Origin of the sequence: Bradyrhizobium sp. SSBR45G (genome assembly GCF_030159255.1) — a bacterium.
GTDB lineage: Bacteria > Pseudomonadota > Alphaproteobacteria > Rhizobiales > Xanthobacteraceae > Bradyrhizobium.
On record NZ_BSCT01000038.1, the window covers coordinates 53,767 to 75,118 of the forward strand.

At 65.0% G+C, this 21,352-nt stretch carries 15 protein-coding genes; 8 read left to right on the plus strand and 7 right to left on the minus strand.

All coding sequences use genetic code 11. The features are described from left to right. The 6 genes from QQL87_RS30875 to QQL87_RS30900 form a co-directional block, all read right to left on the minus strand. Complete coding sequence (locus tag QQL87_RS30875) at window positions 1–822, minus strand: hypothetical protein (protein WP_284422884.1); 822 nt, start codon at window positions 820–822, stop codon at window positions 1–3. Window positions 823–845: 23 nt separating this feature from the next. Continuing rightward, window positions 846–1,805 (minus strand): response regulator, encoded by a 960-nt coding sequence (locus tag QQL87_RS30880; protein WP_284422883.1) that lies wholly within the window; start codon window positions 1,803–1,805, stop codon window positions 846–848. A gap of 27 nt (window positions 1,806–1,832) precedes the next feature. After that, window positions 1,833–3,206: a glycosyltransferase family protein gene (locus tag QQL87_RS30885; protein ID WP_284422882.1), complete on the minus strand. Its 1,374-nt coding sequence runs from the start codon at window positions 3,204–3,206 to the stop codon at window positions 1,833–1,835. A 122-nt stretch (window positions 3,207–3,328) separates the two neighbouring features. After that, window positions 3,329–5,203, minus strand: coding sequence for a glycosyltransferase family 2 protein (locus tag QQL87_RS30890; RefSeq protein ID WP_284422881.1), 1,875 nt, complete (start codon window positions 5,201–5,203; stop codon window positions 3,329–3,331). Between the two features lie 8 nt (window positions 5,204–5,211). Continuing rightward, window positions 5,212–7,203, minus strand: a complete 1,992-nt coding sequence (locus tag QQL87_RS30895; protein ID WP_284422880.1) for a cellulose biosynthesis cyclic di-GMP-binding regulatory protein BcsB — start codon at window positions 7,201–7,203, stop codon at window positions 5,212–5,214. A 137-nt stretch (window positions 7,204–7,340) separates the two neighbouring features. After that, entirely contained in the window at window positions 7,341–7,733 is a 393-nt protein-coding gene (locus QQL87_RS30900; protein WP_284422879.1) for an Hpt domain-containing protein, read from the minus strand. 660 nt (window positions 7,734–8,393) lie between these two features. On the opposite strand from QQL87_RS30900, the gene QQL87_RS30905 reads away from it, so the two are divergent. The 6 genes from QQL87_RS30905 (at window position 8,394) to QQL87_RS30935 (ending at window position 15,317) form a co-directional block, all read left to right on the plus strand. Next, the gene (locus QQL87_RS30905) at window positions 8,394–9,230 is read left to right on the plus strand and encodes a response regulator (RefSeq protein ID WP_284422878.1); all 837 of its coding nucleotides are present in this window, start codon (window positions 8,394–8,396) and stop codon (window positions 9,228–9,230) included. Window positions 9,231–9,764: 534 nt separating this feature from the next. Beyond that, window positions 9,765–10,226 (plus strand): response regulator, encoded by a 462-nt coding sequence (locus QQL87_RS30910; protein ID WP_284422877.1) that lies wholly within the window; start codon window positions 9,765–9,767, stop codon window positions 10,224–10,226. Then, window positions 10,223–10,897 carry a helix-turn-helix domain-containing protein gene (locus QQL87_RS30915; RefSeq protein WP_284422876.1) on the plus strand — a complete coding sequence of 225 codons (675 nt, stop codon included), beginning with the start codon at window positions 10,223–10,225 and terminating at the stop codon, window positions 10,895–10,897. Before QQL87_RS30910 ends, QQL87_RS30915 begins: the two co-directional genes overlap by 4 nt. Continuing rightward, entirely contained in the window at window positions 10,885–13,989 is a 3,105-nt protein-coding gene (locus tag QQL87_RS30920) for an ATP-binding protein (RefSeq protein WP_284422875.1), read from the plus strand. The genes QQL87_RS30915 and QQL87_RS30920 overlap by 13 nt, the downstream gene beginning before the upstream one ends. After that, the gene (locus QQL87_RS37295; protein WP_349817306.1) at window positions 13,986–14,708 is read left to right on the plus strand and encodes a response regulator; all 723 of its coding nucleotides are present in this window, start codon (window positions 13,986–13,988) and stop codon (window positions 14,706–14,708) included. The genes QQL87_RS30920 and QQL87_RS37295 overlap by 4 nt, the downstream gene beginning before the upstream one ends. 132 nt (window positions 14,709–14,840) lie before the next feature. Continuing rightward, window positions 14,841–15,317: a response regulator gene (locus QQL87_RS30935; RefSeq protein WP_284422874.1), complete on the plus strand. Its 477-nt coding sequence runs from the start codon at window positions 14,841–14,843 to the stop codon at window positions 15,315–15,317. A gap of 131 nt (window positions 15,318–15,448) precedes the next feature. Here QQL87_RS30935 and QQL87_RS30940 read toward each other — a convergent pair whose 3' ends face one another. After that, the gene (locus QQL87_RS30940; RefSeq protein ID WP_284422873.1) at window positions 15,449–15,919 is read right to left on the minus strand and encodes an Lrp/AsnC family transcriptional regulator; all 471 of its coding nucleotides are present in this window, start codon (window positions 15,917–15,919) and stop codon (window positions 15,449–15,451) included. A gap of 130 nt (window positions 15,920–16,049) precedes the next feature. On the opposite strand from QQL87_RS30940, the gene putA reads away from it, so the two are divergent. Together putA and QQL87_RS30950 are read left to right on the plus strand one after the other, a co-directional pair. Then, window positions 16,050–19,739 (plus strand): trifunctional transcriptional regulator/proline dehydrogenase/L-glutamate gamma-semialdehyde dehydrogenase, encoded by a 3,690-nt coding sequence (putA, locus tag QQL87_RS30945; RefSeq protein ID WP_284422872.1) that lies wholly within the window; start codon window positions 16,050–16,052, stop codon window positions 19,737–19,739. A gap of 194 nt (window positions 19,740–19,933) precedes the next feature. Continuing rightward, window positions 19,934–21,181 (plus strand): metal-dependent hydrolase family protein, encoded by a 1,248-nt coding sequence (locus QQL87_RS30950; RefSeq protein WP_284422871.1) that lies wholly within the window; start codon window positions 19,934–19,936, stop codon window positions 21,179–21,181. The last annotated feature ends 171 nt before the right edge of the window (window positions 21,182–21,352 follow it).

Consider the following 21,352-nt stretch of genomic DNA (forward strand, 5'->3'; position numbering starts at 1 on the left):
CTAGAACTTGTACCAGGCGCCGAGCACCAGGCCGTTCTCCTGCAACGCGTTGCGGCCCCAATATGTCGAGTAGCCGCCTGCCTGCAACGACAGCGCTGGCGTTACGGCATACACCGCGCTGAGCTGGAATTTATGATAGGCGAAGCTGCCGAAGCCCCAACTGCCCGCGCCTTCGGAAACGACGTTGAAGGATTGCGCGAGCAGCAGCCATTTGTCGGCCGGCCGAACGCCAAAGGTGATGTCGGTCCGAAATTCATTGGGCGGGCCGCCCAGGCGATACCTCTGCGCCACCTGCAGGTCGACGAAGGCCGGAAGTGTCCCGGCCTTGAAGCCGTAGCCGGCGAGGCCTCTGAGTTCGATCTCGTGATCGGTGTATCCGATTGCGGCGGGGTTGGTCTTCTCGGACGTGCCGGGTATGCGCACCATGGCCTGAGCCGATACGACCCAGGCGGAATTCGACCAGATCCGGACCCTGCCGCCGATGTCGGTGTAGCCGAAGCCGGCGCGTCGCGCGTCAATGGGGGCCGCGATGTCGACATGCTGCAAGGAGGGCTGGACGATGGCCGTGAACCAGTCCGTGACGCCATATTCGATCAGGGCCTGCGCCTCATCCTTGCTGTAGTGCGGAATCGGGCGTTGTCTGCTGCCATGGTCGAAGGCACTGTTCGACTGCATGGCCGTGCCGGTGACGATGAGCGCGCCTGTTCCGGCATCGAGCGTCCAGGCTCCGGCCCACGCCGGCGTTGCGAAGCCGGGAAGGCCGGCGGCCAGCATGAATGCGGTGCCCAGACATTTCGCCGATGATTTGATTCCGTCTGGCACGGCCATCGCCGCGGAAAAAGGCGCTAGGCACATTGGGGCACGACGCAGTCGCCGCCGGCTGTCGCAATTTCTGAAACCGCCGCGATGGCCCGGGTCAGGAGATGGATGCGGCCCGCACCGTTGACCCGTTCGGTCACGACGGCAACGCTTGCGGTGAAGTGTTTTGCCGCGATCCCTTCCGGATTGGATATCCCGAGACCCGCGATCGAGCCCCGCAACGTCTCAGCCAGCTTGATGGCGGATGCGCGCGATTGATTGGGAAGAATGATCACGATGACACGGTCGCGGTAGATGGCGGCGACCGCGCCCACAGAGGCGGAGGCAGCGCGTACCGTGGCTGCGACGCGTGCCATGACGCCCGCTTCTGGATTGCCTTCGGCGTCCAGATAGCCGTTCAGTCGATCGACGGCGAGCGCGACAATGGATGTCTCGGTGCCGGCGGGAAAATTCAGATCAGTGAGCAGATATGCCTCGGCGATCTCACCGGAGAACAGCCCCGTTCTCGTGTCGATGGTGTGCGATGCGCGGCGGTCGCTTGACTTCGATGCCAGGCGGGTCAACTCGGCCTCGCGCGCCTCGCGGCGATCGAATTCCGCCTTCAATTTCAGCGCAGATCTGACGCGGGCCAGAAGTTCGACGCGATCGACCGGTTTGGTGATGTAGTCGGTGGCACCGGCGACGAACGCATTGCCGAGATTGTCGGTATCACCGAGCGCTGTCAGCATGATGATGGGCACGCTTGCCAAGCGCGGTTCCTTTCGGATCCGTGCGCAGGCCTCGATGCCGTCGATGTCGGGCATGACGATGTCCAGCAGCACGAGATCGACCGTGACGGGCGCTGCAGACGACGCCCCGATCCCGAGCGCCAGATAGGCCTCGTTTGCCGATCCCGCGGTGATGACCTGTTCATAGCCCGCCGACAGCAGTAGCGCTTCGGTGATGTCCCGCCCGTCTTCGGAATCGTCGACAACGAGAATACGCATGGTGAACTCCCTGGAATGATCCTCACGTCAGTGCTGGATGGTGGCCTCTCCGGCGATGGCGTCGGTGCGTCCGAACAGCCGCCAGCCGGCCTTGTCGTAAATGAGCTGATAACCCGGTGCTCCCCGCCGATAGAGCAGGGGGAAAGCCTTGTTCAGCCGGTCCTGCGCTCCGCTTCCGACCTGCGGATCAGGAACGGCCACGAACGGAGTGTCGATCCGAGAGAACAAGATCCCGAGCGTGAATGCCTCGTCCGATGGCGACAGCAAGCCACGCGCGCCGCCCCGACCGAGGACGATCGCGGGCGCGTTGAGCGTGTCGACGAGAACTCCGTCCCGTCCCGCGCTGGCATGACCGAGATCGATCGCCGCGCTCCGCTCGCTGTCCGCGTGTTGGCCTTCCATGGCAATGGCGACGTTGACGGCCCCGCTGGGATCCGCGATCGCCAGCGCGGCGGCGCCGCCGAACCAGCCGAGCACCAGCAATGCCGCCACGATCCCCAACCGCCTGCGCACCGGTGGCATGTGAATGATGACGGTCGCGGCAAGGATCGGAGGCATCACCGCAAGCGCGGCGGGATCGCCGAACAGGCCGGTCGTGACCGCGAGAACGGCCGCCGCGACGGCCGTCGAGACGAACATCAGGGTGGGCGCGAGCAAAGGCCGCTGGCGCCAAATCGAGATGATCGCGAAGCCTGCGATGGGCGCGCCGATGACGATCGCCGCGATCGTCGCGAGGCCGGCGTCGATCGCGAGGGAGCCGGACCATCCGCGACCAAACAGGGTGAAAAATCCCGTCGCCCAGGTGGCGACTCCTTCGGCGGGCGCCATCAGGAAGGTCCAGCCGCTGCCGGGGAATATCCACGACATGTAGGAGAAGGCCGCGACGCAGAACACCGTCGGAAACAGCAATGCGAGCACCAGGTTCAACGTCGTCCGGGACAATTGCTCGGGCTGGATCGCCAGAACCAAGAACGGGACGGCGGCGCAGGTCATCGCCGCGCCCATCGGATGCGAGAAGGTCAATCCGAGCAGCGACAGGGCGACGGCCATCACCTCGGAGGCTCCGGTGCGGGCGCGCATTCTGAACAAGGCGCATCCGAGCAGGAACAGAAAGACCGTAAAGATCATCTCGGACGGTCCGGCGATCGCGGCACGCAGGACCGCCGGATGCAGCACGATCAGAACGACGATCAACGGCGCGACGACGGCGGCTACGCCGATGCGGTGAAGGGAGGTCAGCAGGCCGCCGGCGAGCAGCGCGAGGACGACGCCGGTCAGGAGAACGGGGGTTGGCGTCCCGGCGGGGGTGACGACCTGCAGCAGCGTCGTGGCCAGGAAGGGGAGGGTCGGATAGGCGGCGAGAATGCGCCCGATCGGCATCTGCCCCTCGCCGGCGGTCATCGCGCTCGCCCACAACGTCACGGCATCGTTGGGAACGAGGCCAGCCGTCACGGCGCTCAGCGAGGCGGCGAAGACGGACACGCAGACGACGGCCATCAACGCCCAAAGCGACAACAGGCGGCTCATGCGGCGGCCTCCCGCGCCCGCGCCAGTTCGCGAACGACATGCTTGGAGACGCCGTGGTGTGTCTTCTCCCAATAGAACGGATTTCGCAGCAATTGCCACAAGCCGCGATAGGTCGCGATCGAGAGCATGGCCCAGTAGCCGAACGCGGTGAGGCTGTAGGGAATCAGATTGAGCCAGCCGCGCCGGATCGGCGCCAGCATGTTGAGAAACATCAGCGCGCCGTTGCCCGCGAGAAGGTTGAACAGGCTGAGGAACAACAGCGGCTCCGGAAAGACCGCCTCCAGTCCGCTGATCGCGGCGATCATCCAGGCGAGATAGAGCAGCCAGAAGACCGGGTTCAGCAGGCCGGACAGCACGGTGCCGCCGATGAAGAAGATAAAGCCGAGAAAACCGAGCGGCCCAGTCCTGCGCACGAAATGAAGCGGGCGCCGGGTGTGAACCAGCAGCGTCTGCATATAGCCCTTCATCCAGCGCGAGCGCTGCCTGATCCAGTTGCCGGCGTGGCAGCTTGCCTCCTCGAACGTCGTGGAATCCACGATGCCGACGCGGTAGCCCTTCTGGGTCAGGCGCACGCCGAGATCGGCGTCCTCGGTGACGTTGAACGGATCCCAGCCGTGCAACTCGCGCAGCACGTCGATCTTGAAATGATTGGACGTGCCGCCCAGCGGGATCGGAATGCGAAGGTGGTCCAGGCCGGGCAGCATCTGGTCGAACCAGAGGCCGTAGTCCAGCGTGAACATGCGCGTCAGCCAGTTTTCGCTCGCGTTGAAATAGCTCAGGCTGCATTGCAGGCAGGCGGTATCGGCCGAGGACTTCCGGAACGTCGCGACCACCTTGCGAAGCTGGTCGGGCTCCGGCCGGTCCTCGGCATCATAGATCACGAGGAATTCGCCACGGGCAAACTGCAGCGCGAAATTGCAGGCCTTGGGCTTTGTTTGCGGGAGCGATGGCGGGACCCGGATGATCTCGAACATGCCTTCGAGACCTAGCTTGCTGGCGACCTCGATCGTGTCGTGATCGCTTGCCTCCAGCACCAGCTTGATGTCGAGCTTGCCGAGCGGGTAGTCGAGATCGCGCAGCGCCTGAGCCAGCATCGGCAGCATCGCCGGCTCCTTGTACATCGGCACCAGCACCGTGAAGACCGGAAGTTCGTCGTCGGTGAGGGCCCGTGCCTCGATCGCGATGGTTTCGTCGGCGACGCGCACGCCGCCGAACATCACGAGCAGCCCCTTGAACACGAAGTTGCCGAGGTAGAAGACGCTCATCGCCACGTTGAGCGCGATGAGCGTCGTGATGGGGGAAAGCGCGAGGCCGAGCAGGATCGCGCTGAGTATTGCGTAGCCGAAGATGATCTGGCCGGGGGTGAAGACCCGCTGTGCCGAGAGTTCGGGATTGAGGTCGGCAAGTTCGTACACGGCGCGCGCGGACAGTGCGTCGTCGAACGCGGCCTGCACCGCCCACACGACGTCGAACTTGGTCGCGACGACGAAGGCGACGTTCGTTCCCCAGCGTTTCCGCGCAAACAGCAGGGTCTCGGGGCCGGGCTCGGCGGTTGCAATCATCAGCCGTCCGTCGCGGTACTTCCAAGGAATGGTCAACCGCCGGGCGTAGATGTCGGCCTCGCCCTCCAGAAGAAGCACGGGATCCGGTGGATCACGGATCAGATCGATGAAGGGCAATTCATAGTGGTAGGCGACGGCCTGGTAGTAGATCGCCGGCTCAGCCCAGTTGCGCGACAGGATGGCGTTGCCGAGGCTGACGTGCCAGGCCTCGGCGAGGGCGATGGCCTCGTCGAGCTGGCCGAGCGTAAGGACGCGGCGGGCGACGAGGATATCGCCGAGCGCGCGATCGGAAGCCGACAATTGCTGCATGGCAGGACCTATCCGCCGACACGGCTGGAGGCACGGCGACGGTAGATGCGCTGGGCCAGCATCAGAAGCGCGAGGGTTGCGAGCACCCAGGTGACGCCAACGATCCATGGCCAGCCGCGATCGAGGTTGGCCGTCCACGACTGCTGATCGACATAAATGACGCGCAGGAGGGTGTCTCGATGGGTGGAGAGTGCGAGGGCTACGCCGCTCCGGTCAAGAAATGCGACGTCGCCGCGGTCGAGATTGATGACGGGCGCTGCCGACAATGAACCGTCGCTGCTCAGCGGGCGAATCCAGAGTCCCGGAAACCCATTCGCAGTGACGATCTGCGCGACTGCGCCGGTGGTCATCCCCCCGACATCGAGCAGAACGCGCTCGTTGCGATCGGTGATGGCCACCCGGCCGCGATCGAACCGCACGCGTTGATCGGCCCCGGCGGGAGGTGAGCTGCCGACCGAGATGAAGGGCGCCGATGGCGTTGCCGCAGCCTTGGCGTCGACATACGTCACGTCGATCGGCGTCGTCCTGTTCGACAGGCCGCTCACCACGTTGGACAACGAGGCCAGCACGGAGAGCGGGTGATCCGCCGTCGATGCCGGCAGGTGAATTTGGATGCCGTCGGCCCACAAGCTGATCAGATCGGAGAAATCGCGCGCTGTCGGGCCCGCTGGCGACAGAATGACCTGGCTGGAGCCGAGCAGTTCGGCAGGGTAGCCCTGGGGTTCGAATCGGCAGTCGCCCTGTGAACTGCGGCGTTGCACGACCGCCCTGACGTTCGCGCTCGTGCCGACGAGTCCGTCGGGAATGGCAAAATCGAGCCGCGTCGGTCCCCCGATCGCGGCGACGGTGCTGGCGAGGAGGTGTTCGTTGACGAAGGCGCTGACGACGGCCTTTTCGCCGGCCCCGTCGGGAGCAACCATGACGTCGAGAACGAGGCGTGAGGGACGGGTACCTGCCGGCAACGACTGGCTGGCGATCGTGATGGGAAGCTCGGCGCGACCGAAGACATCAGCGCGCGGCGGGGTCAGACCGAGGCCGTTGATGCTGATTCGATCGGTTGGCTTTTTCGCGACCGAGATCGATCCGATCGAAGCGGTCGGCGTATCACGGAGAGCCAAGAGCGAGGGATCGCCGAGCAGCCTTCCGATCTGGGACGATGCGGAATCCGTGGCGAGGAGGACCGGAACGCCGCCGATCCGACCGGCCGCAAGCGTGTTGCTGGCCCGCGCGCCGCCGGTGGTGTTGACCAACGTTGCCGCAGGTCCATCGAGCCGATCCGCGATCTCATCGAACGATCCGACGACGATGAGACCACGCGTCCAGCGCCCCTTGGTGTCGGGGTCGACCAGGTTCGGCATGGCGTTCTTGCCGTGATGAAAGCTGACGGTCCGGCCGCCGGCCTTCAGGGATCTGGCAATCGTCAACGCTGTGGCGACATCGGCAGCCGGCGGCGAGGCGCTGGACAGCAGGATGCCGACGTCCCGCGGCATCAGCGCCGCAGTCACCGCGATATTCGGCGTGCCCGAAACGCCGATGGCGAAGTCGACCGTGGTTTCGGGGCGTATGGTGACACTGTCGCCGACATAGCGGACATCGATGCAGCGATCCTGCGTGGCTGCGCCGGAATACACGAATGATAGCTTGAGAAAGCCCTCGCGTGCCGACACATTCGCGAGCGAGATGCGGGCCGTACTCCCTGGGCCCCTGCCGTCCAGGGTCAGCGCTGCGATCGAACGATCGTTCGCCAGGATTTCCAGGCTGCGGCGCGCCTCGTGGGCGCTCACGTCGTCATAGGCCAGAACGAGTTCAGCCAGATTGAGTTCGACGCCCTGCGGCACGCGAATATAGAGTTCGCGCCGGCCGCCGAGATTCGACAAACGGAACCCTTCAGGAAATCCAGCATCGGCGATGGGAACGCCGACCCGCAGCGATTTGAAGGCCGCATCGACGACCACGGCCTGCGGCAGGCCCGCCACAAGCGGCGACGGCCGGAAAGACAAGACCGGTCGTACCGGCTCCGGCGGAGCGGCAGGCGACCTGCGTTGTTGGGCATGGATTGACGACGCCTGGAATGCGAGAGACGCAGCCAGGACAAGGCGTAAGAAATGCGACACGATAATCCCCCGTCACTAAAGTATCAGTTCACCTGGCTCGTCTCCGGACTGCATCGCGCAGCCTGCGCGGCAGCTCGGAGCAGTCCGAGACGTGTGGTGAAGTCGTTGAGTTCCCCGGTCTCCAATCCTCGCCGCGCGCGATAGGGCCCGATCAGAACGGTGTCGCATGCTCGCGCCGCCTGACCGATCGCCTCAAATCCGATCGTCGAAGCGATTCCGCAAATGTCGTGGATCCAGCGATAGGTCGTCGCGACAATCTCCGCCGAGACCGCTTCGTCTTCCGCCATTCTCGGCAGGTCGACGGCAGCCTGCTGCAACCGCTCCATCAGTTTCGCCGAAAAGCGTCCGCGCACGATGGCGAGACGCGCCTCGAACTGTTGGTCCATCGCGGTGCCTTGGGACGTCTCGTCCAGCATCCTACATTCCGCCTGGCTTGAATGATGCGTCCGCCGCGGCGAGATGAAGCCACGCGCCGGCAGCGCGCCAACGACAGGACGCCGTGAGCGCGGCCGCAACGATCCTCGTCCTCCCCGACCGCCTGGTGATATGATGGTGCATGGATGACCGTCTCGAATCCCGAATGAACCGTCCGCGCTGCGCTTCCCGCGCGTCGAGAAGGCTGAGCTGATTCCGTTACTTTCGAACGCATGCTTTGCCGCGTACAAATACGCTCGCTGCCGATAGTGACGCCGCGCAGCTTCGAAACGACGATCGCGGCCCATGCGTTTGCAGACGAATGCACCGGCACCACAGTATCAGCGTGTGTCAGACGGCATGGATCGGCAGGTCTCGATGCCCGACCGTGCTGCAATCGGAAGTGAAGTGAGCTCTCATGGCGCCGCCTCCGCAGGTGCGGTAACGACGATTCCGGTGCGATCGCCGCGCGCGGACGCAGCGCTGCGACCGGCAATCGCGTAGTCCTACGTAGGCTTGTCTTATCCTGACATTTAGGCTGCGCTGATCGGATCGCGATGCAGGCCGAACGCCGGATGACGGATGCGCCCGGCAATTCGGCTGGAACTGGCGCAATCCCTCGTCAAAAAAGGGGGGCTGAGACCAACATGGGAGCGTGGGCGATGAGTGCACGGCAAGCGAGCAGGGCGATCTCGACGGTGCTGGTCGTCGACGATGATCCCCTGGTTCTGAAGGCGACCGCCGACTGGTGTACGTGGATGGGGTTCTTCGTCCTGACCGCGACCACGGGATTGCAGGCCTTGATCAAGGCGGCCGAGCATCGTCCTGACGTCCTCGTCATTGACGTCAACCTGCCGGAGATCGATGGATTGAGTGTCCTGGGCTATCTGTCTGACGCAGCCAAGACCGCGCCCCATGTCATCGTGATGACAGGGCGGGCAGATGAAAGAACCGTCGAGTTGTGCGATGGGATCGCCGCGACGTGCATACCCAAAGGCCGTTTCTTCTGGAAGGAGCTCGCGGCGAGCCTGGCTGATATCTGTCCCGAGAGGAATGCCGAGATAGCGAAGGCGTCCCGGCAATTTGCCGCGGTCGACGTCAAGCGCCGTCCGCGCGTGCTCCTTGTCGATGACGACGCCAGCGTCAAGAAGATGCTCCGCCACCGATTCGAAGCGCTGGGAGTCGACCTTCTGTACGCCGATGATGCCACGCGGGGATTCTGGAAAGCACGGCGTGAGCATCCCAGCGCCATCGTCACTGATTTCTGCATGCCGAATGGCGATGCAAACTATCTTCTCATGAGGCTGAGGAGTGCCGCTGAAACCCGCGCCATTCCGGTCATCGTCCAGTCGGGGCGGGATCTCAGCAGCTCGATCAGGCGCAAGCTTCAGGAGGATATCGACGGTCACCCCGGAGCGGCCCGAGTCCTGCACAAATCGTCTGATGGCGCCGAGTTGCTGGACACGTTGCAGAGGTACTGCGGATTCGTGGCCGCCTGAACAGGAGCTGGCTGCTCGCTGAGGACAGGAATGCCTGCGTCACACCGGCGCTCCTTCGTCGCGTCCTCCACCACGCAAGGCTATCGCATATGGCGCTCTACGTATTGAGCCCGGTGTGCTTCCATTCCATCGTGACCGGGAAAAGGCCGGGGATGACGAAGTGACTCATTGGCGGACGTTGGTGCCGCGTTCACCCCAGTTCGACAGATGCGCCCCCCGTGCTCCACCACACGTCCCTCGAGCGGCGTCCACCCGATAGATTAACTTCAAGTCACCGCGCGCGTATCAATGCGTTTGATCGCCTACATGATCAATCTGGCGAGCCAAGTATCCGGGTATCGACGGTGCCCCGGAGCAAGCCGTCGGCGGGCTGTACCCGAGGCATGGGGCGGAGGTTGGCTCAGGTAGTTTTACGTGCATCGAAATTAACGCACCGTCAGACATGGCTGCATAGCTTTACAGAGGTGCTGCACCGCTATCTGCATTGACGGCGGTGTTGTGAGGCTGTGATCTTGTCGCCGCTGGGATTGTACCATGTATGCGTCAGGGCAGGTCGCCCGCGTCGAAGTCGAACGAGCCGTCACGGCTCCCGCCTCCTTGCGGGTTCTCGTCATCGACGACGACGAGAGCGTGGGAGCGGCGATCAAGGTTTTCCTGGCGCGGCGCAGATGTCGGACCGAGCTGGCCTCGGGCGCCTATGCAGGCATTCAAGCGCTCGGGCTTTCGGACTTCGACATCGTTCTCGTCGATCTATTCATGACTGGAATGAGCGGACTCGACGCGATCGCGTACATTCGCCAACGATCGGCCGTGCCCATCATCGCCATGTCCGGCTTCAGGTTGCGTAGCTCGCTCGAGCCGATCGACTATCTCGGCACGGCCATGCAACGCGGCGCGTCGAGCTGCATTCGCAAGCCGTTCTCCTCCCGGCAACTGATCGAGGCCATAGACCTGAGCCTGGGCTCGGGCGTTCATTCGGGAGTTTCGCTGCGATGAGCCGGTCCAGCGGTGATACGATGGAGACGGAACGCTCCGAGACGACATCGCCTCGTGCTGATCGCGCCGGTGCCGCAAACGAGGTGGGCGCCGCGATCATCCACCAGCTGAACGGACCTTTGACCGCGCTGCTGCTCTATCTCGAGGACCTCTGCCAGAACGGCGCTAGCTTTCCTCCGGCCGAACGGGATGGCGTGTCTTTGCAGGAGGTCGCGGAGAACGCGCTGCGCGAGGCCGAATCTGTCTGCAGGCTGGTTCAGCGGCTTGGCGATACGTTCGAGGCGCCACTCAGGGAGCAGACCGCGTTTGCGCAGGGACGTGACATCATCAGGTGGTGGTCGCGGGTCGGCAATGCCAATGATCAGACCCAGCCGGCTCCGGAAACCGCCGTGCGCCGGCGTTCGCTGTCCACGCGGGAGCAGGAGGTTCTCGTCCTGGTCAGAGACGGTTATTCGAACAAGGAAGGTGCGGCGCGGTTGCAGATCAGCCCGCGAACCTATGAGGGCCACCGGGCCGCCCTGATGCGGAAATTCGGTGCGAAGAACCTCGCAGACCTGCTTCGCTTGGCGGCACGGGATCAGGATACGGCCGAGAGTCACGTGTCGGCACTGGCCGGACGGCGCCCGGCAGCCCCGCCAGAGCGTTGCGGGAAGGTCCGATGCAGGATTTGACAGGCGGGGCCGCGACCAATCATGCCATGACCGAGCTATCTCCTCGTTCCATCGAGGCCGGTTCAAGCAAGCAGGGGAGGTCTGGCGCGCGGGACCGATCGATCATGCGCGAGGCGTGGGAGAGATTGATGTCGGCATTCCGCCGGCACCGTGTTTCGCATCATGGGCGTCAGTCGATTCAGGCAAGGCTTTTCCGCATCCTTCTCATGTTGTCGGTTCCTGCGTTCATCGGTCTGGCCGCGCTCGCATGGGGGCTGTACCAGCACGAACGCGAGCAGGCTTCGCAGGGCGCGCTGGCCACAGTTCGGGCTCTCGTTGCCGCGCTCGACCGGGACTTGGCAGGAACGTCCTCCGCGGCTCAGGTTTTGGCGAAATCGCCAGCTCTCGCGTCGGACGATCTGTCTGCCTTCTATATCGAGGCGAAGGGAAGCCTTCCCTACCTGCTCGGCTCCGCGGTCGTGGTGGCGGATGCGGCCGGCCAGCAGGTCGTCAACACGGCATTGCCCTATGGCGCCCCGCTGCCAATGCGCGCAGATCTGGCGAACCACAGGAGGGTGTTCGAAACAGGCAAGCCGTCGGTCTCCGATGTCTTTATCGGCGCAGTCTCGAAGAAGCCGGCTCTCTCTATCGACGTACCGGTGTTTCGCGAGGGCAAGGTGAAATACACGCTCGGTGTCGCCTTGGGCGTTGGAAGGTTGAATGGCCTGTTCGAGAACCAGAAACTGCCGGCCGGTTGGATCGCGACCGTCACCGACTCGGCCGGCATCATCGTCGCGCGTACGCACGATCCCGAACTGATAGGAAAGCCGGCCCCCGTGAGGCTGGCGAACATCAAATCATCGCAGCCGAGTGTCGTCGACACCTATCGGGCGGACGGGACGTCAATTTTGGTGGGATTCGGCCGGTCCGAGCGCTCGAACTGGACGGTCGCGCTCGGGATCCCGCTCGCCGATCTCTATCGCAGACCGAACTCCGTTCTGCTGTACGGTATCACCGGCGTTTTCGGCGTCCTCCTGATCGGACTGATCGCGGTGATGTATGAGGCGAGGCGGATCGCGCGCGGGGTGCGAGGCTTGCTGCCCGCGGCGCTCGCCTCGGGACCGGGCGAACCCGCCGCCGTCGCGCGATCTCACGTCCAGGAAATCGACGATGTTGCCGTGGCGATCGAGCACGCGCGTCAGTTGCTGCAGGAATGCACGCTCGAACGCGACAGCGCCGAAATGGCCATCGCAGCCAGAAGTCTCGCGGACGAGATGTTCCGCCTCGCGGTCGAGGCCTGTCCCAACGGGATGTTGATGATCGATGCCGAGGGCAGGATTTCGATGGTCAACAGCGAGATCGAGAGGCAGTTCGGCTACACCAGGCAGGAACTGATCGGCCAGTCGGTGGATATGCTGGTCCCCGAGCGATCGCGCGTGAAACACGCCACGCTCCAGCACGCTTTCAAGTTGCAGCCCGAAACCCGTCAGATGGAATCCGGCAGCGAACTGTTCGGACGGAGAAAGGACGCGACCGAGTTTCCCCTTGAGGTCGGCCTCAATCCCATTCGAACCGGCCAGGGGCTCATGATTTTGAGCGTCGTCGTCGACGTGAGCGAGCGCAGGCGCACTGAACGTCTGAAGGACGAGTTCGTCGCGACCGTGAGCCACGAACTGCGGACGCCGCTGACCTCGATCACCGGTTCGCTGGGGCTTCTCGTGGGGTGTTGGGGCAAGAAGATTCCGGAGCCCGCGACGCGGTTGCTGAACATCGCTTACGCCAACAGCGAGCGCCTGGGACGTCTCGTCAACGACATTCTCGACATGGAAAAAATCGAGGCCGGGCACACCGCGTTCAATCTCAGACGGGTTGAAATGAGATCGCTGGTCGGCCGGGTCATCGAGGAGAATCGCGGCTACGCCGACAAATACGGCGTTCGCGTCGAACTCAGCGCGGGCGCTATGGATGTCTATGCCAATGCGGATCCGGAGAGATTGTCGCAGGCGATCACGAACCTGCTCTCGAATGCTATCAAGTTCTCGTCGGCCGGCGGGAGCGTCCAGGTCACGGTGGAGGACAGCGGGGACAATCTGCGGATTGCCGTGCGCGATCGTGGTCCGGGCGTACCCGACGATTTCAAGCCGCATCTGTTCGAGAAGTTCGCCCAGGCGGATGCGACCGATGCCCGTCAGAAAGGCGGGACCGGGCTCGGCCTCAGTATCGTCAAGCAGATCGTGGAACGGCTCGGAGGCAAGGCGGGTTTCGACAATGCCGATGGCGGCGGCGCGGTGTTTTACGTCGAGCTGCCGATATGGGACGATACCGTTGGTGGTGCGATCGAGATTGCCGCAATCGGCGCTCCGTCGCGAATCCTGTTGTGCGAGACCGATCCGGTCATCAAGCAGGCGGTACGGGTGAAATTGGCGCAGGCCGGCCTGACGGTGGATTTCGCGCATTCGGCACAGGCCGCGCTGTTGCGCTCCAGCGCCAACCGGTACGCGGCGGTGGTCATCGGTCTTCCGCTCGACGAGGTCGAATGTCTCGACCTGGCGACGCAGATTCGTGAAATTTCGCATCATGGTAACACTACGATCATCATCTCCTCCGACGCCCCCGTGAGCGGCCTCGCCAATGCCCGATTGCGGGAGACGGGCGATCTGCAATGGATCGCGCGCCCGATCGATGTCGAGCACCTCATGTCCCATCTGGCTGCAACGCGGCCGTCGTCCTCTCCGAGGCCCCGCATTCTTCATGTCGATGACGATCCGGAGAGGCGCGCCGCCGTCGCGCGTGAGTTGGAGATGATGGCCGACATGGTGTCGGCCGGCAGCCCGGACGCTGCGCGGCGCATATTGGCGACGGAGCGCATCGACCTTGCGATCGTGGATGTCCGCGTCAGCGTGGAGTTCGGGCTGGATCTGTTGCCGCATCTGCGCGATTCGGCGGGCAACATCATTCCCGTGATCATCTTCACCAACTCCGATCAGGATTGGCCGGGAGACGATCAAGCGCAATCCCTGCCCAGGATGACGTCTTCCCTCCAGCGCCTTGGCACGATCGTGCGCGATCGTCTGGGGCTTTCCCCGCCATTGTCCGTAAGGGAGGTCGCATGACCGCAATTCGCATTCTGCATGTTGATGATGAGCCGGACATTCGCGAAGTCGTCGAGCTGTCACTCGGTCTGGATCCGGATTTCACGGTGCATAGTTGCGCCTCGGGCCGCGAGGCGGTGGCCATGGCAGCCGAACTGTCGCCGGACATCATCCTGCTCGATGTCATGATGCCGGTGCTGGATGGGCCGGCGACACTCGCTCAATTGCGTCAGAACGCCGCGACCGCCGAAGTCCCCGTGGTCTTCATGACGGCCCGGACCCAGGCGCGGGAGACGGATCGGTTTCGGTCGCTGGGGGCCGTGGGCGTGATCCAGAAACCGTTCGATCCCATGACGCTCGCAGCGTTGCTCCGGACCTATGTGCGGCCTTCGTACGATCCGCTGGAGCATTTGCGGGTGGAGTTCCTGCGCAGGGTCCAGCGCGACGCTGAATCCCTTTCGGAGCACGGCAAGATTCTGGGGGCGGGGCGGCGATCATCAGACCTGCTGGATCAGATCAGATTGATCGCCCATGCGCTGTCGGGCGCCAGCGGCATCTACGGCTTTGCTGAGCTGAGCGACGCGGCCGCGAATCTGGAGGACGCCGTCTTGGCCGAAATCCGCGGCGACGGGCCCGGCGCGGACACGGATCGTCTGCTCGACGCTCTGCTCGTCGAGATGCAGCAGTGCGGAGGCCCCGCGCCTCTCGCCGCGCGGTCTTTGCAGCGAGCATCGTGTTGAAGGTCCGATTGATCCGCGTAGTCATACCTGGGAAGCCGCTAAGGGCGCGTTAGGGTCGACATCGTCATCTCAATCCCGACATGCCTGACGAGCGTTTGACCAGGATCATGCAACGACGACAGGAGCGGAAACATGCGGCAGGCTGTGCAGCCGATCGACGCTTTCGGGGTAGGGGAACCAGTCATCGGTGTCGACATGGCGAGGTCATTTGGCCAGGCGCCGGGTCTGTTGATCGCGGATGATGACGCCGCGGTGGTCGGGCTCCTCTCATATCACTTCGCGCGCCTGGGCTTCGATGTGGATACGGCATCTGACGGGCTTCAGGCGTTCCTCAAGGCGACGCGCGGCAAGCCAAGCGTGTTGGTGATCGACGTCAACATGCCGGAGCTCGACGGCCTCTCGGTCTGTGGGCACCTTCTCGATGCGGACCGGGCGCCGGCGAAGGTGATCATCATAACGAGCAGCAGCAATCAGCATACGCTGCAGAGATGCGAGCGCGTGAGTACCTGCTACGTCAGGAAAGGCCCCGATTTCTGGAGGGATCTCGACGCTGCGTTGCTGGGGATGGACCCTCGGATGACCCGTCGAATTCGGCGCACGACCTGCTAGCACCGGCGACCGCATTATCACCAAGGCCGTCCTGGCGCTGTCAGCGCAACGCACGGTAAGCCGCTCGTGTGTGCGTGGCCGCCATGAAGAGTGGAGCCTTCCTGCGCGAGGCGCCGATGTCGTGCGACTGATCAGCTCAGATCGGACCAGACCTCCTTGATGGCCTGCATGGCGACCGAGGTCGAGGTGCTCGCAACGTTGGGCAGGCTCGAGATCCGTTCCGCCAGCACCTGCCGATATTTCTTGATGTCGGATGTTCTCACTTTCAGCAGGTAGTCGAAGCGGCCCGCGATCAGGTGGCATTCCTCGACCTCGTCGATCTCACGGATCGCAGCATTGAACGCCGCCAGCGCACGCTCGCGCGTGTCCGAGAGTTTCACCTCCACGAACGCGATGTGATCGATGCCGAGCCGCTGCGGGTTCAGGATGGCGCGAAACCCCTCGATGTAGCGCGCCTCCAGCAGCCGCTTCAGCCGGACCTGGCATGGCGTCTTGGACAGGCCGACCTCTGCGGCGAGGTCGGTCACCGAGATCCGGCCATCGCGCTGCAGGACGGCGAGCATCTTGCGGTCGATCTGGTCCAATTGGCTATCCTGGTCCATTTTCACGGGCGATCTGCCTATCATGTTCTCGATTTCAAGCCGATGCGGTCTCATTTGGACATTATTAGAGGAACAACGGCGCTTCAACATTCGCTATATTTGAGTGGGTTGATTCACTGGAGACCGTCCAATGCCGCTCGCGCAGATCTTGCCCGATGGCCAGTCCGGCGAAGGCGGTCCGCCAATTGCTCCGTTTGCGCAGTTCGGAGCGAGCGTCCAGGCACAGAGCGGGCTGCGTGCCGCGATCACCTCGGCCTATCGTCGCGCCGAGCCGGAGTGCCTGTGGCCGCTGCTCGATCTTGCAGCCCTGGCCGAGGCGCCGTCGCAGCGCGCCGCCGCCCTGGCGCGCGATCTCGTCCTGAAGCTGCGCAGCAAGACACGGTCGGGCGGGGTCGAAGGCCTCATCCACGAATATTCGCTGTCGAGCCAGGAAGGCGTTGCGCTGATGTGCCTCGCCGAGGCCTTGCTGCGCATCCCGGACGATGCCACCCGCGATGCGCTGATCCGCGACAAGATCGCGACCGGCGACTGGCGCGCCCACATCGGACACAGCCCGTCGCTGCTCGTGAATGCGGCGACCTGGGGACTGATCGTCACCGGCAGGCTGACGGCCGCGGCCAGCGAGGACAGCCTCGCCTCCGCGGTGACGCGGCTCATCGCGCGCGGTGGCGAGCCGATCATCCGCAAGGCCGTCACGCTCGCCATGCGGCTGATGGGCGAGCAGTTCGTGGCCGGACAGACGATCGCGGAGGCGCTGTCGAACGGCCAGCGCTGGGAGGCGCAGGGCTTCCGCTATTCCTACGACATGCTCGGCGAGGCCGCGGCGACAGCCGACGACGCTGCGCGCTACCTCGCCGCTTACGAGACGGCCATCCACGCGATCGGGCGACATTCGGGAGGGCGGGGCATCTATGAAGGGCCGGGCATCTCGATCAAGCTCTCGGCGCTGCATCCGCGCTACACGCGCATCAAGCGCGACCGGGTGATGGGCGAGCTGCTGCCGCGCCTGAAGCGGCTGGTGCTGCTCGCCAGACAGTATGACATCGGTCTCAACATCGATGCCGAGGAGGCCGATCGCCTCGATCTGTCGCTCGATCTGCTCGCGGCGCTCTGTTTCGATTCCGATCTGGCCGGCTGGAACGGCATCGGCTTCGTCATCCAGGCCTATCAGAAGCGCTGTGCCTTCGTGATCGACTGGATCGTCGATCTCGCCCGTCGCTCGCAGCGCCGCTTGATGGTGCGGCTGGTCAAGGGCGCCTATTGGGACAGCGAGATCAAGCGCGCCCAGGTCGACGGCCTCGCGGACTTTCCGGTGTTCACGCGCAAGAGCCACACCGACGTCTCCTATCTCGCTTGCGCGCGCAAGCTGCTGGCGGCGCCCGACGCCGTCTTCCCGCAATTCGCCACCCACAACGCGCGCACGCTGGCCTCGATCGTGGAGATGGCGGGCCCCAATTTCTATCGCGGCCAGTACGAGTTTCAGTGCCTCCACGGCATGGGCGAGCCGCTCTACGAGGAGGTCGTCGGTTCGGCCAAGCTCGATCGTCCGTGCCGCATCTATGCGCCGGTCGGGTCGCATGAGACGCTGCTGGCCTATCTGGTTCGCCGTCTCCTGGAGAACGGGGCGAACACGTCCTTCGTCAATCGCATCGCCGATCCCGCAGTGTCCGTTGACGAGCTGATCGCGGACCCGGTCGCGCTCGTGCGCGCCTCGCAGCATCCGGGCGCGCCGCACGACAGCATCCGCAATCCGCGCCAGCTGTTCGGCCCGGGCCGGCTGAATTCGGCCGGCCTCGATCTGTCCGATGAGGCCGAGCTTGGAGAACTCGGCGAAGGTCTTCTCGCGAGCGCGCGCATTGCCTGGCACGCGCTGCCGTCGACGGCGTCCGTGCAGGAACGCCCTCGTCTGATTTGCAACCCGTCCGATCTCGGCGATGTCGTCGGCGCCGTCCAGGATGCCGCGCCGGCCGAGATCGAGGCCGCTCTCGTTCGCGCCGTGGCCGCTGCAACAGGCTGGGCATCGGCCGGCGCGCGCCAGCGGGCGGCATGCCTGCGTGAGGCCGCGAACGTGATGGAGGCGCGCCGGCGCGTCCTGATCGGCCTGATCGTGCGCGAAGCCGGCAAGACGGTTGCGACCGCGATCGCCGAGGTGCGCGAGGCGGTCGACTTTCTCCGCTACTATGCCGGCGAGATCGAACGTCTGGAAGACACAGGGCCTCTGAGCCCGCTCGGGCCCGTCGTCTGCATCAGCCCTTGGAATTTTCCGCTGGCGATCTTCACCGGACAGATCGCGGCTGCGCTCGCGGCCGGCAATCCGGTGCTGGCAAAGCCCGCCGAGGAAACGCCGCTGATCGCGGCCGAAGCGGTTCGCATCATCACCGAGGCCGGCGTGCCGGCGGATGTCCTGCAATTGCTGCCCGGTGACGGCCGCGTCGGCGCTGTGCTGGTCGCCGACCACCGGGTGCAGGGCGTGATGTTCACCGGATCGACGGCGGTGGCGCGGCTGATCCAGACGCAGCTGGCCGAGCGCCTGAGCTTGCAAGGAGAGCCCGTGCCGCTGATCGCCGAGACCGGCGGGCAGAATGCGCTGATCGTCGATTCCTCGGCGCTGGCCGAGCAGGTGGTCGGCGACGTCATCGCATCCGCCTTCGACTCCGCGGGCCAGCGCTGCTCGGCGCTGCGCATCCTGTGCCTGCAGGAGGAGGTCGCCGATCGGATCCTGACCATGCTCCGCGGTGCCATGCAGGAGCTCGAGCTGGGCAACCCCGCGGCGCTGTCGGTCGATGTCGGCCCGGTCATCAGTGCGGAGGCTCGCGAGGGCATCCAGGCCCATATCGCCTCGATGCGACAGCGGGGCCATGCCGTGGAGGCGCTGCCGCTGCCGGCGCTGGCCGCGCGCGGCAGCTTCGTCGCGCCGACCATCATCGAGATCGATGGCATCGCCGACGTCGAGCGCGAGGTGTTCGGCCCCGTGCTCCACGTCCTGCGCTATCGGCGTGAGCGCCTCGCGGAGCTGATCGACGACATCAATGCGAGCGGCTACGGCCTGACCTTCGGCGTCCACTCGCGGATCGAGGAGACGATCGCGCGCGCCTCCCGGCACATCAGCGCCGGCAACGTCTACGTCAATCGCAACATCATCGGCGCTGTCGTCGGCGTGCAGCCGTTCGGCGGGGTGGGACTGTCGGGCACCGGCCCGAAGGCCGGCGGCCCGCTGTATCTGCGCCGGCTGCTGGCCGCGCCGCCCAAGGTGGCGGGGATGGCCGGCCGGCCCGACGCGATGGCGCAGGCCTACCTCGCCTGGCTGCGCGCCGGGGGACATGACGATGCGGCCAGGCTGTGCGAGGGGCATCTCGCGCGCGCGCTGGCCGGCGTCGAGATCGAGCTGGCGGGTCCGGTGGGCGAGCAGAACCTCTATCGGATCAGGCCGCGCGGCGCGGTCGCCGCGCTGGCGCAGACGGAGCGGGCCCTGCTGGATCAGCTCGGCGTCATCCTGGCGACCGGCAATCAGGCGCTCGTCGCGCTGGCGAATCCCGTGCGGGCCGGGCTCGATGGCGTGGCCGCCCTGGCGGGGGATCGCATCCGGTTCGTGGAGGACTGGCGCCGCGTCGATGATCTCGCGGCCGTGCTGTTCGACGGCGAGGGGCCTGCGCTGGTCGCTCTCAACCAGGAACTGGCCGCGCGCCCAGCCGCGATCATCCCGGTCGTGAGCAGGGGCGCGGATGGCAGCTACGATATCGACCGGCTCGTGACCGAGATCAGCCTGTCGACCAATACGGCCGCGGCGGGCGGCAATGCCAGCCTCATGGCGATCGGATGACCTGCCGCTGCCCCGGTCTCCGGCTGCAGGCGCATGGGGCCCACGCTCTCCGGGGATCTTGTGCTCAGGCGGAAAAAGCGGTTTGTCGGCTGCGCCGAGGCGTGCATCCGTTGGGCCTGCCTTGATCATGAGCTGATCATCCGCGTGGACCTTGGCGTGCTGCTCATCGACTTGCCGCGATCAAGGACTCCGTCATGCCGACCATCCTGTTCAAGAATGCCGCCCTGCTCGATCCGCTCGAGAGCGAGCTGCGCGAGGGCCATCACGTGCTGGTCGAGGACAGCCTGATCAAGGAGGTCTCGGATCAGCCGCTTAACACGAGCGCCGATCAGACGATCGACCTCAAGGGCAAGACCTTGATGCCCGGCCTGATCGATCTGCATGTGCATGCGATCGCGGTTGAGCTCAATCTCGCGCAGCAGGTGCAGATGCCCAACGTGCTCGTGACGCTGCGCTCGGCGATCCTGCTGCGCGGCATGCTCAGGCGCGGCTTCACCACGGTGCGCGATGCCGGCGGCGCGGGCTACCCGCTCAAGCAGGCGGTCGACACCGGCGTCACCGAAGGTCCGCGACTGTTCGTGTCCGGCCGCGCGCTGAGCCAGACCGGCGGCCATGGCGACATGCGCGCGCGCACCGATTTCCTCTCCGACAACGCGCCGTGCCCATGCTGCGTGCGGGTCGGCGCCCTGGCCCGCGTGGCCGACGGCGTCGACGGCGTGCGCAAGGCGGTGCGTGAGGAGCTGCAGATGGGCGCAGACCAGATCAAGATCATGGCCTCCGGCGGCGTGGCGTCGCCGACCGATCCGGTCGGTGCATTCGGCTATTCCGAGGACGAGATCCGCGCCATCGTCGCCGAGGCGAGGGGGCGGGGGACCTACGTGCTCGCGCATGCCTACACGGCCGAGGCGATCGCGCGCGCGGTGCGCTGCGGCGTGCGCACCATCGAGCATGGCAATCTCGTTGATCTTCCGACAGCGCGGCTGATGGCCGAGCACGGAGTCTATGTCGTGCCGACGCTCGTCACCTATGAGGCGCTCGCCAATGAGGGCGCGCAATATGGCCTGCCGCCGGAGAGCGTCGCCAAGATCGCAGATGTGCGCGATGCCGGCTTGCGCTCGCTTGCGATCTATCGCGAGGCCGGCGTCAAGATGGGCTATGGCAGCGACCTGCTGGGCCCGTCGCAGCGGCTGCAGAGCGACGAGTTCCGCATCCGCGCCGAGATCGTCGGGGCCCGCGAGGCGATCGCCAGCGCCACCGTGATCGGAGCCGAGGTGCTGGGCATGGAAGGCAAGCTCGGCCGGATCCAGCCGGGGGCCTTCGCCGATCTGCTCGTGGTCGACGGCAACCCGCTGCACGACGTGTCCTGTCTGCTCGGCCAGGGCGATCACATTCCCCTGGTGATGAAGGCGGGCAAGGTTCACATCGACCGCCTGCAGCCGTGATGCGGTGGGCCGCGTCTCGCTGCCCTTTGTCTTGTGCGATCCCCTGATCGTCCAGGGCTATGGCATATGGACATGCGCAGCCGCACCCGCGAACGATCCGGCCCATTTGTTACTCCGTCATGCCCGGGCTTGTCCCACGGCTGTCCGGTTTAGAATGAGTGGACAAGGCGC

Excerpts from the sequence above, each read along its gene's own strand:
- QQL87_RS30880 (WP_284422883.1), bottom strand. The coding sequence starts at position 1,805 with ATGCGTATTCTCGTTGTCGACGATTCCGAAGACGGGCGGGACATCACC.
- QQL87_RS30885 (WP_284422882.1), bottom strand. The coding sequence starts at position 3,206 with ATGACCGCCGGCGAGGGGCAGATGCCGATCGGGCGCATTCTCGCCGCC.
- QQL87_RS30890 (WP_284422881.1), bottom strand. The coding sequence starts at position 5,203 with ATGCAGCAATTGTCGGCTTCCGATCGCGCGCTCGGCGATATCCTCGTC.
- QQL87_RS30900 (WP_284422879.1), bottom strand. The coding sequence starts at position 7,733 with ATGCTGGACGAGACGTCCCAAGGCACCGCGATGGACCAACAGTTCGAG.
- QQL87_RS30905 (WP_284422878.1), top strand. The coding sequence starts at position 8,394 with ATGAGTGCACGGCAAGCGAGCAGGGCGATCTCGACGGTGCTGGTCGTC.
- QQL87_RS30910 (WP_284422877.1), top strand. The coding sequence starts at position 9,765 with ATGTATGCGTCAGGGCAGGTCGCCCGCGTCGAAGTCGAACGAGCCGTC.
- QQL87_RS30915 (WP_284422876.1), top strand. The coding sequence starts at position 10,223 with ATGAGCCGGTCCAGCGGTGATACGATGGAGACGGAACGCTCCGAGACG.
- QQL87_RS30920 (WP_284422875.1), top strand. The coding sequence starts at position 10,885 with ATGCAGGATTTGACAGGCGGGGCCGCGACCAATCATGCCATGACCGAG.
- QQL87_RS37295 (WP_349817306.1), top strand. The coding sequence starts at position 13,986 with ATGACCGCAATTCGCATTCTGCATGTTGATGATGAGCCGGACATTCGC.
- QQL87_RS30935 (WP_284422874.1), top strand. The coding sequence starts at position 14,841 with ATGCGGCAGGCTGTGCAGCCGATCGACGCTTTCGGGGTAGGGGAACCA.
- QQL87_RS30940 (WP_284422873.1), bottom strand. The coding sequence starts at position 15,919 with ATGGACCAGGATAGCCAATTGGACCAGATCGACCGCAAGATGCTCGCC.
- putA (WP_284422872.1), top strand. The coding sequence starts at position 16,050 with ATGCCGCTCGCGCAGATCTTGCCCGATGGCCAGTCCGGCGAAGGCGGT.
- QQL87_RS30950 (WP_284422871.1), top strand. The coding sequence starts at position 19,934 with ATGCCGACCATCCTGTTCAAGAATGCCGCCCTGCTCGATCCGCTCGAG.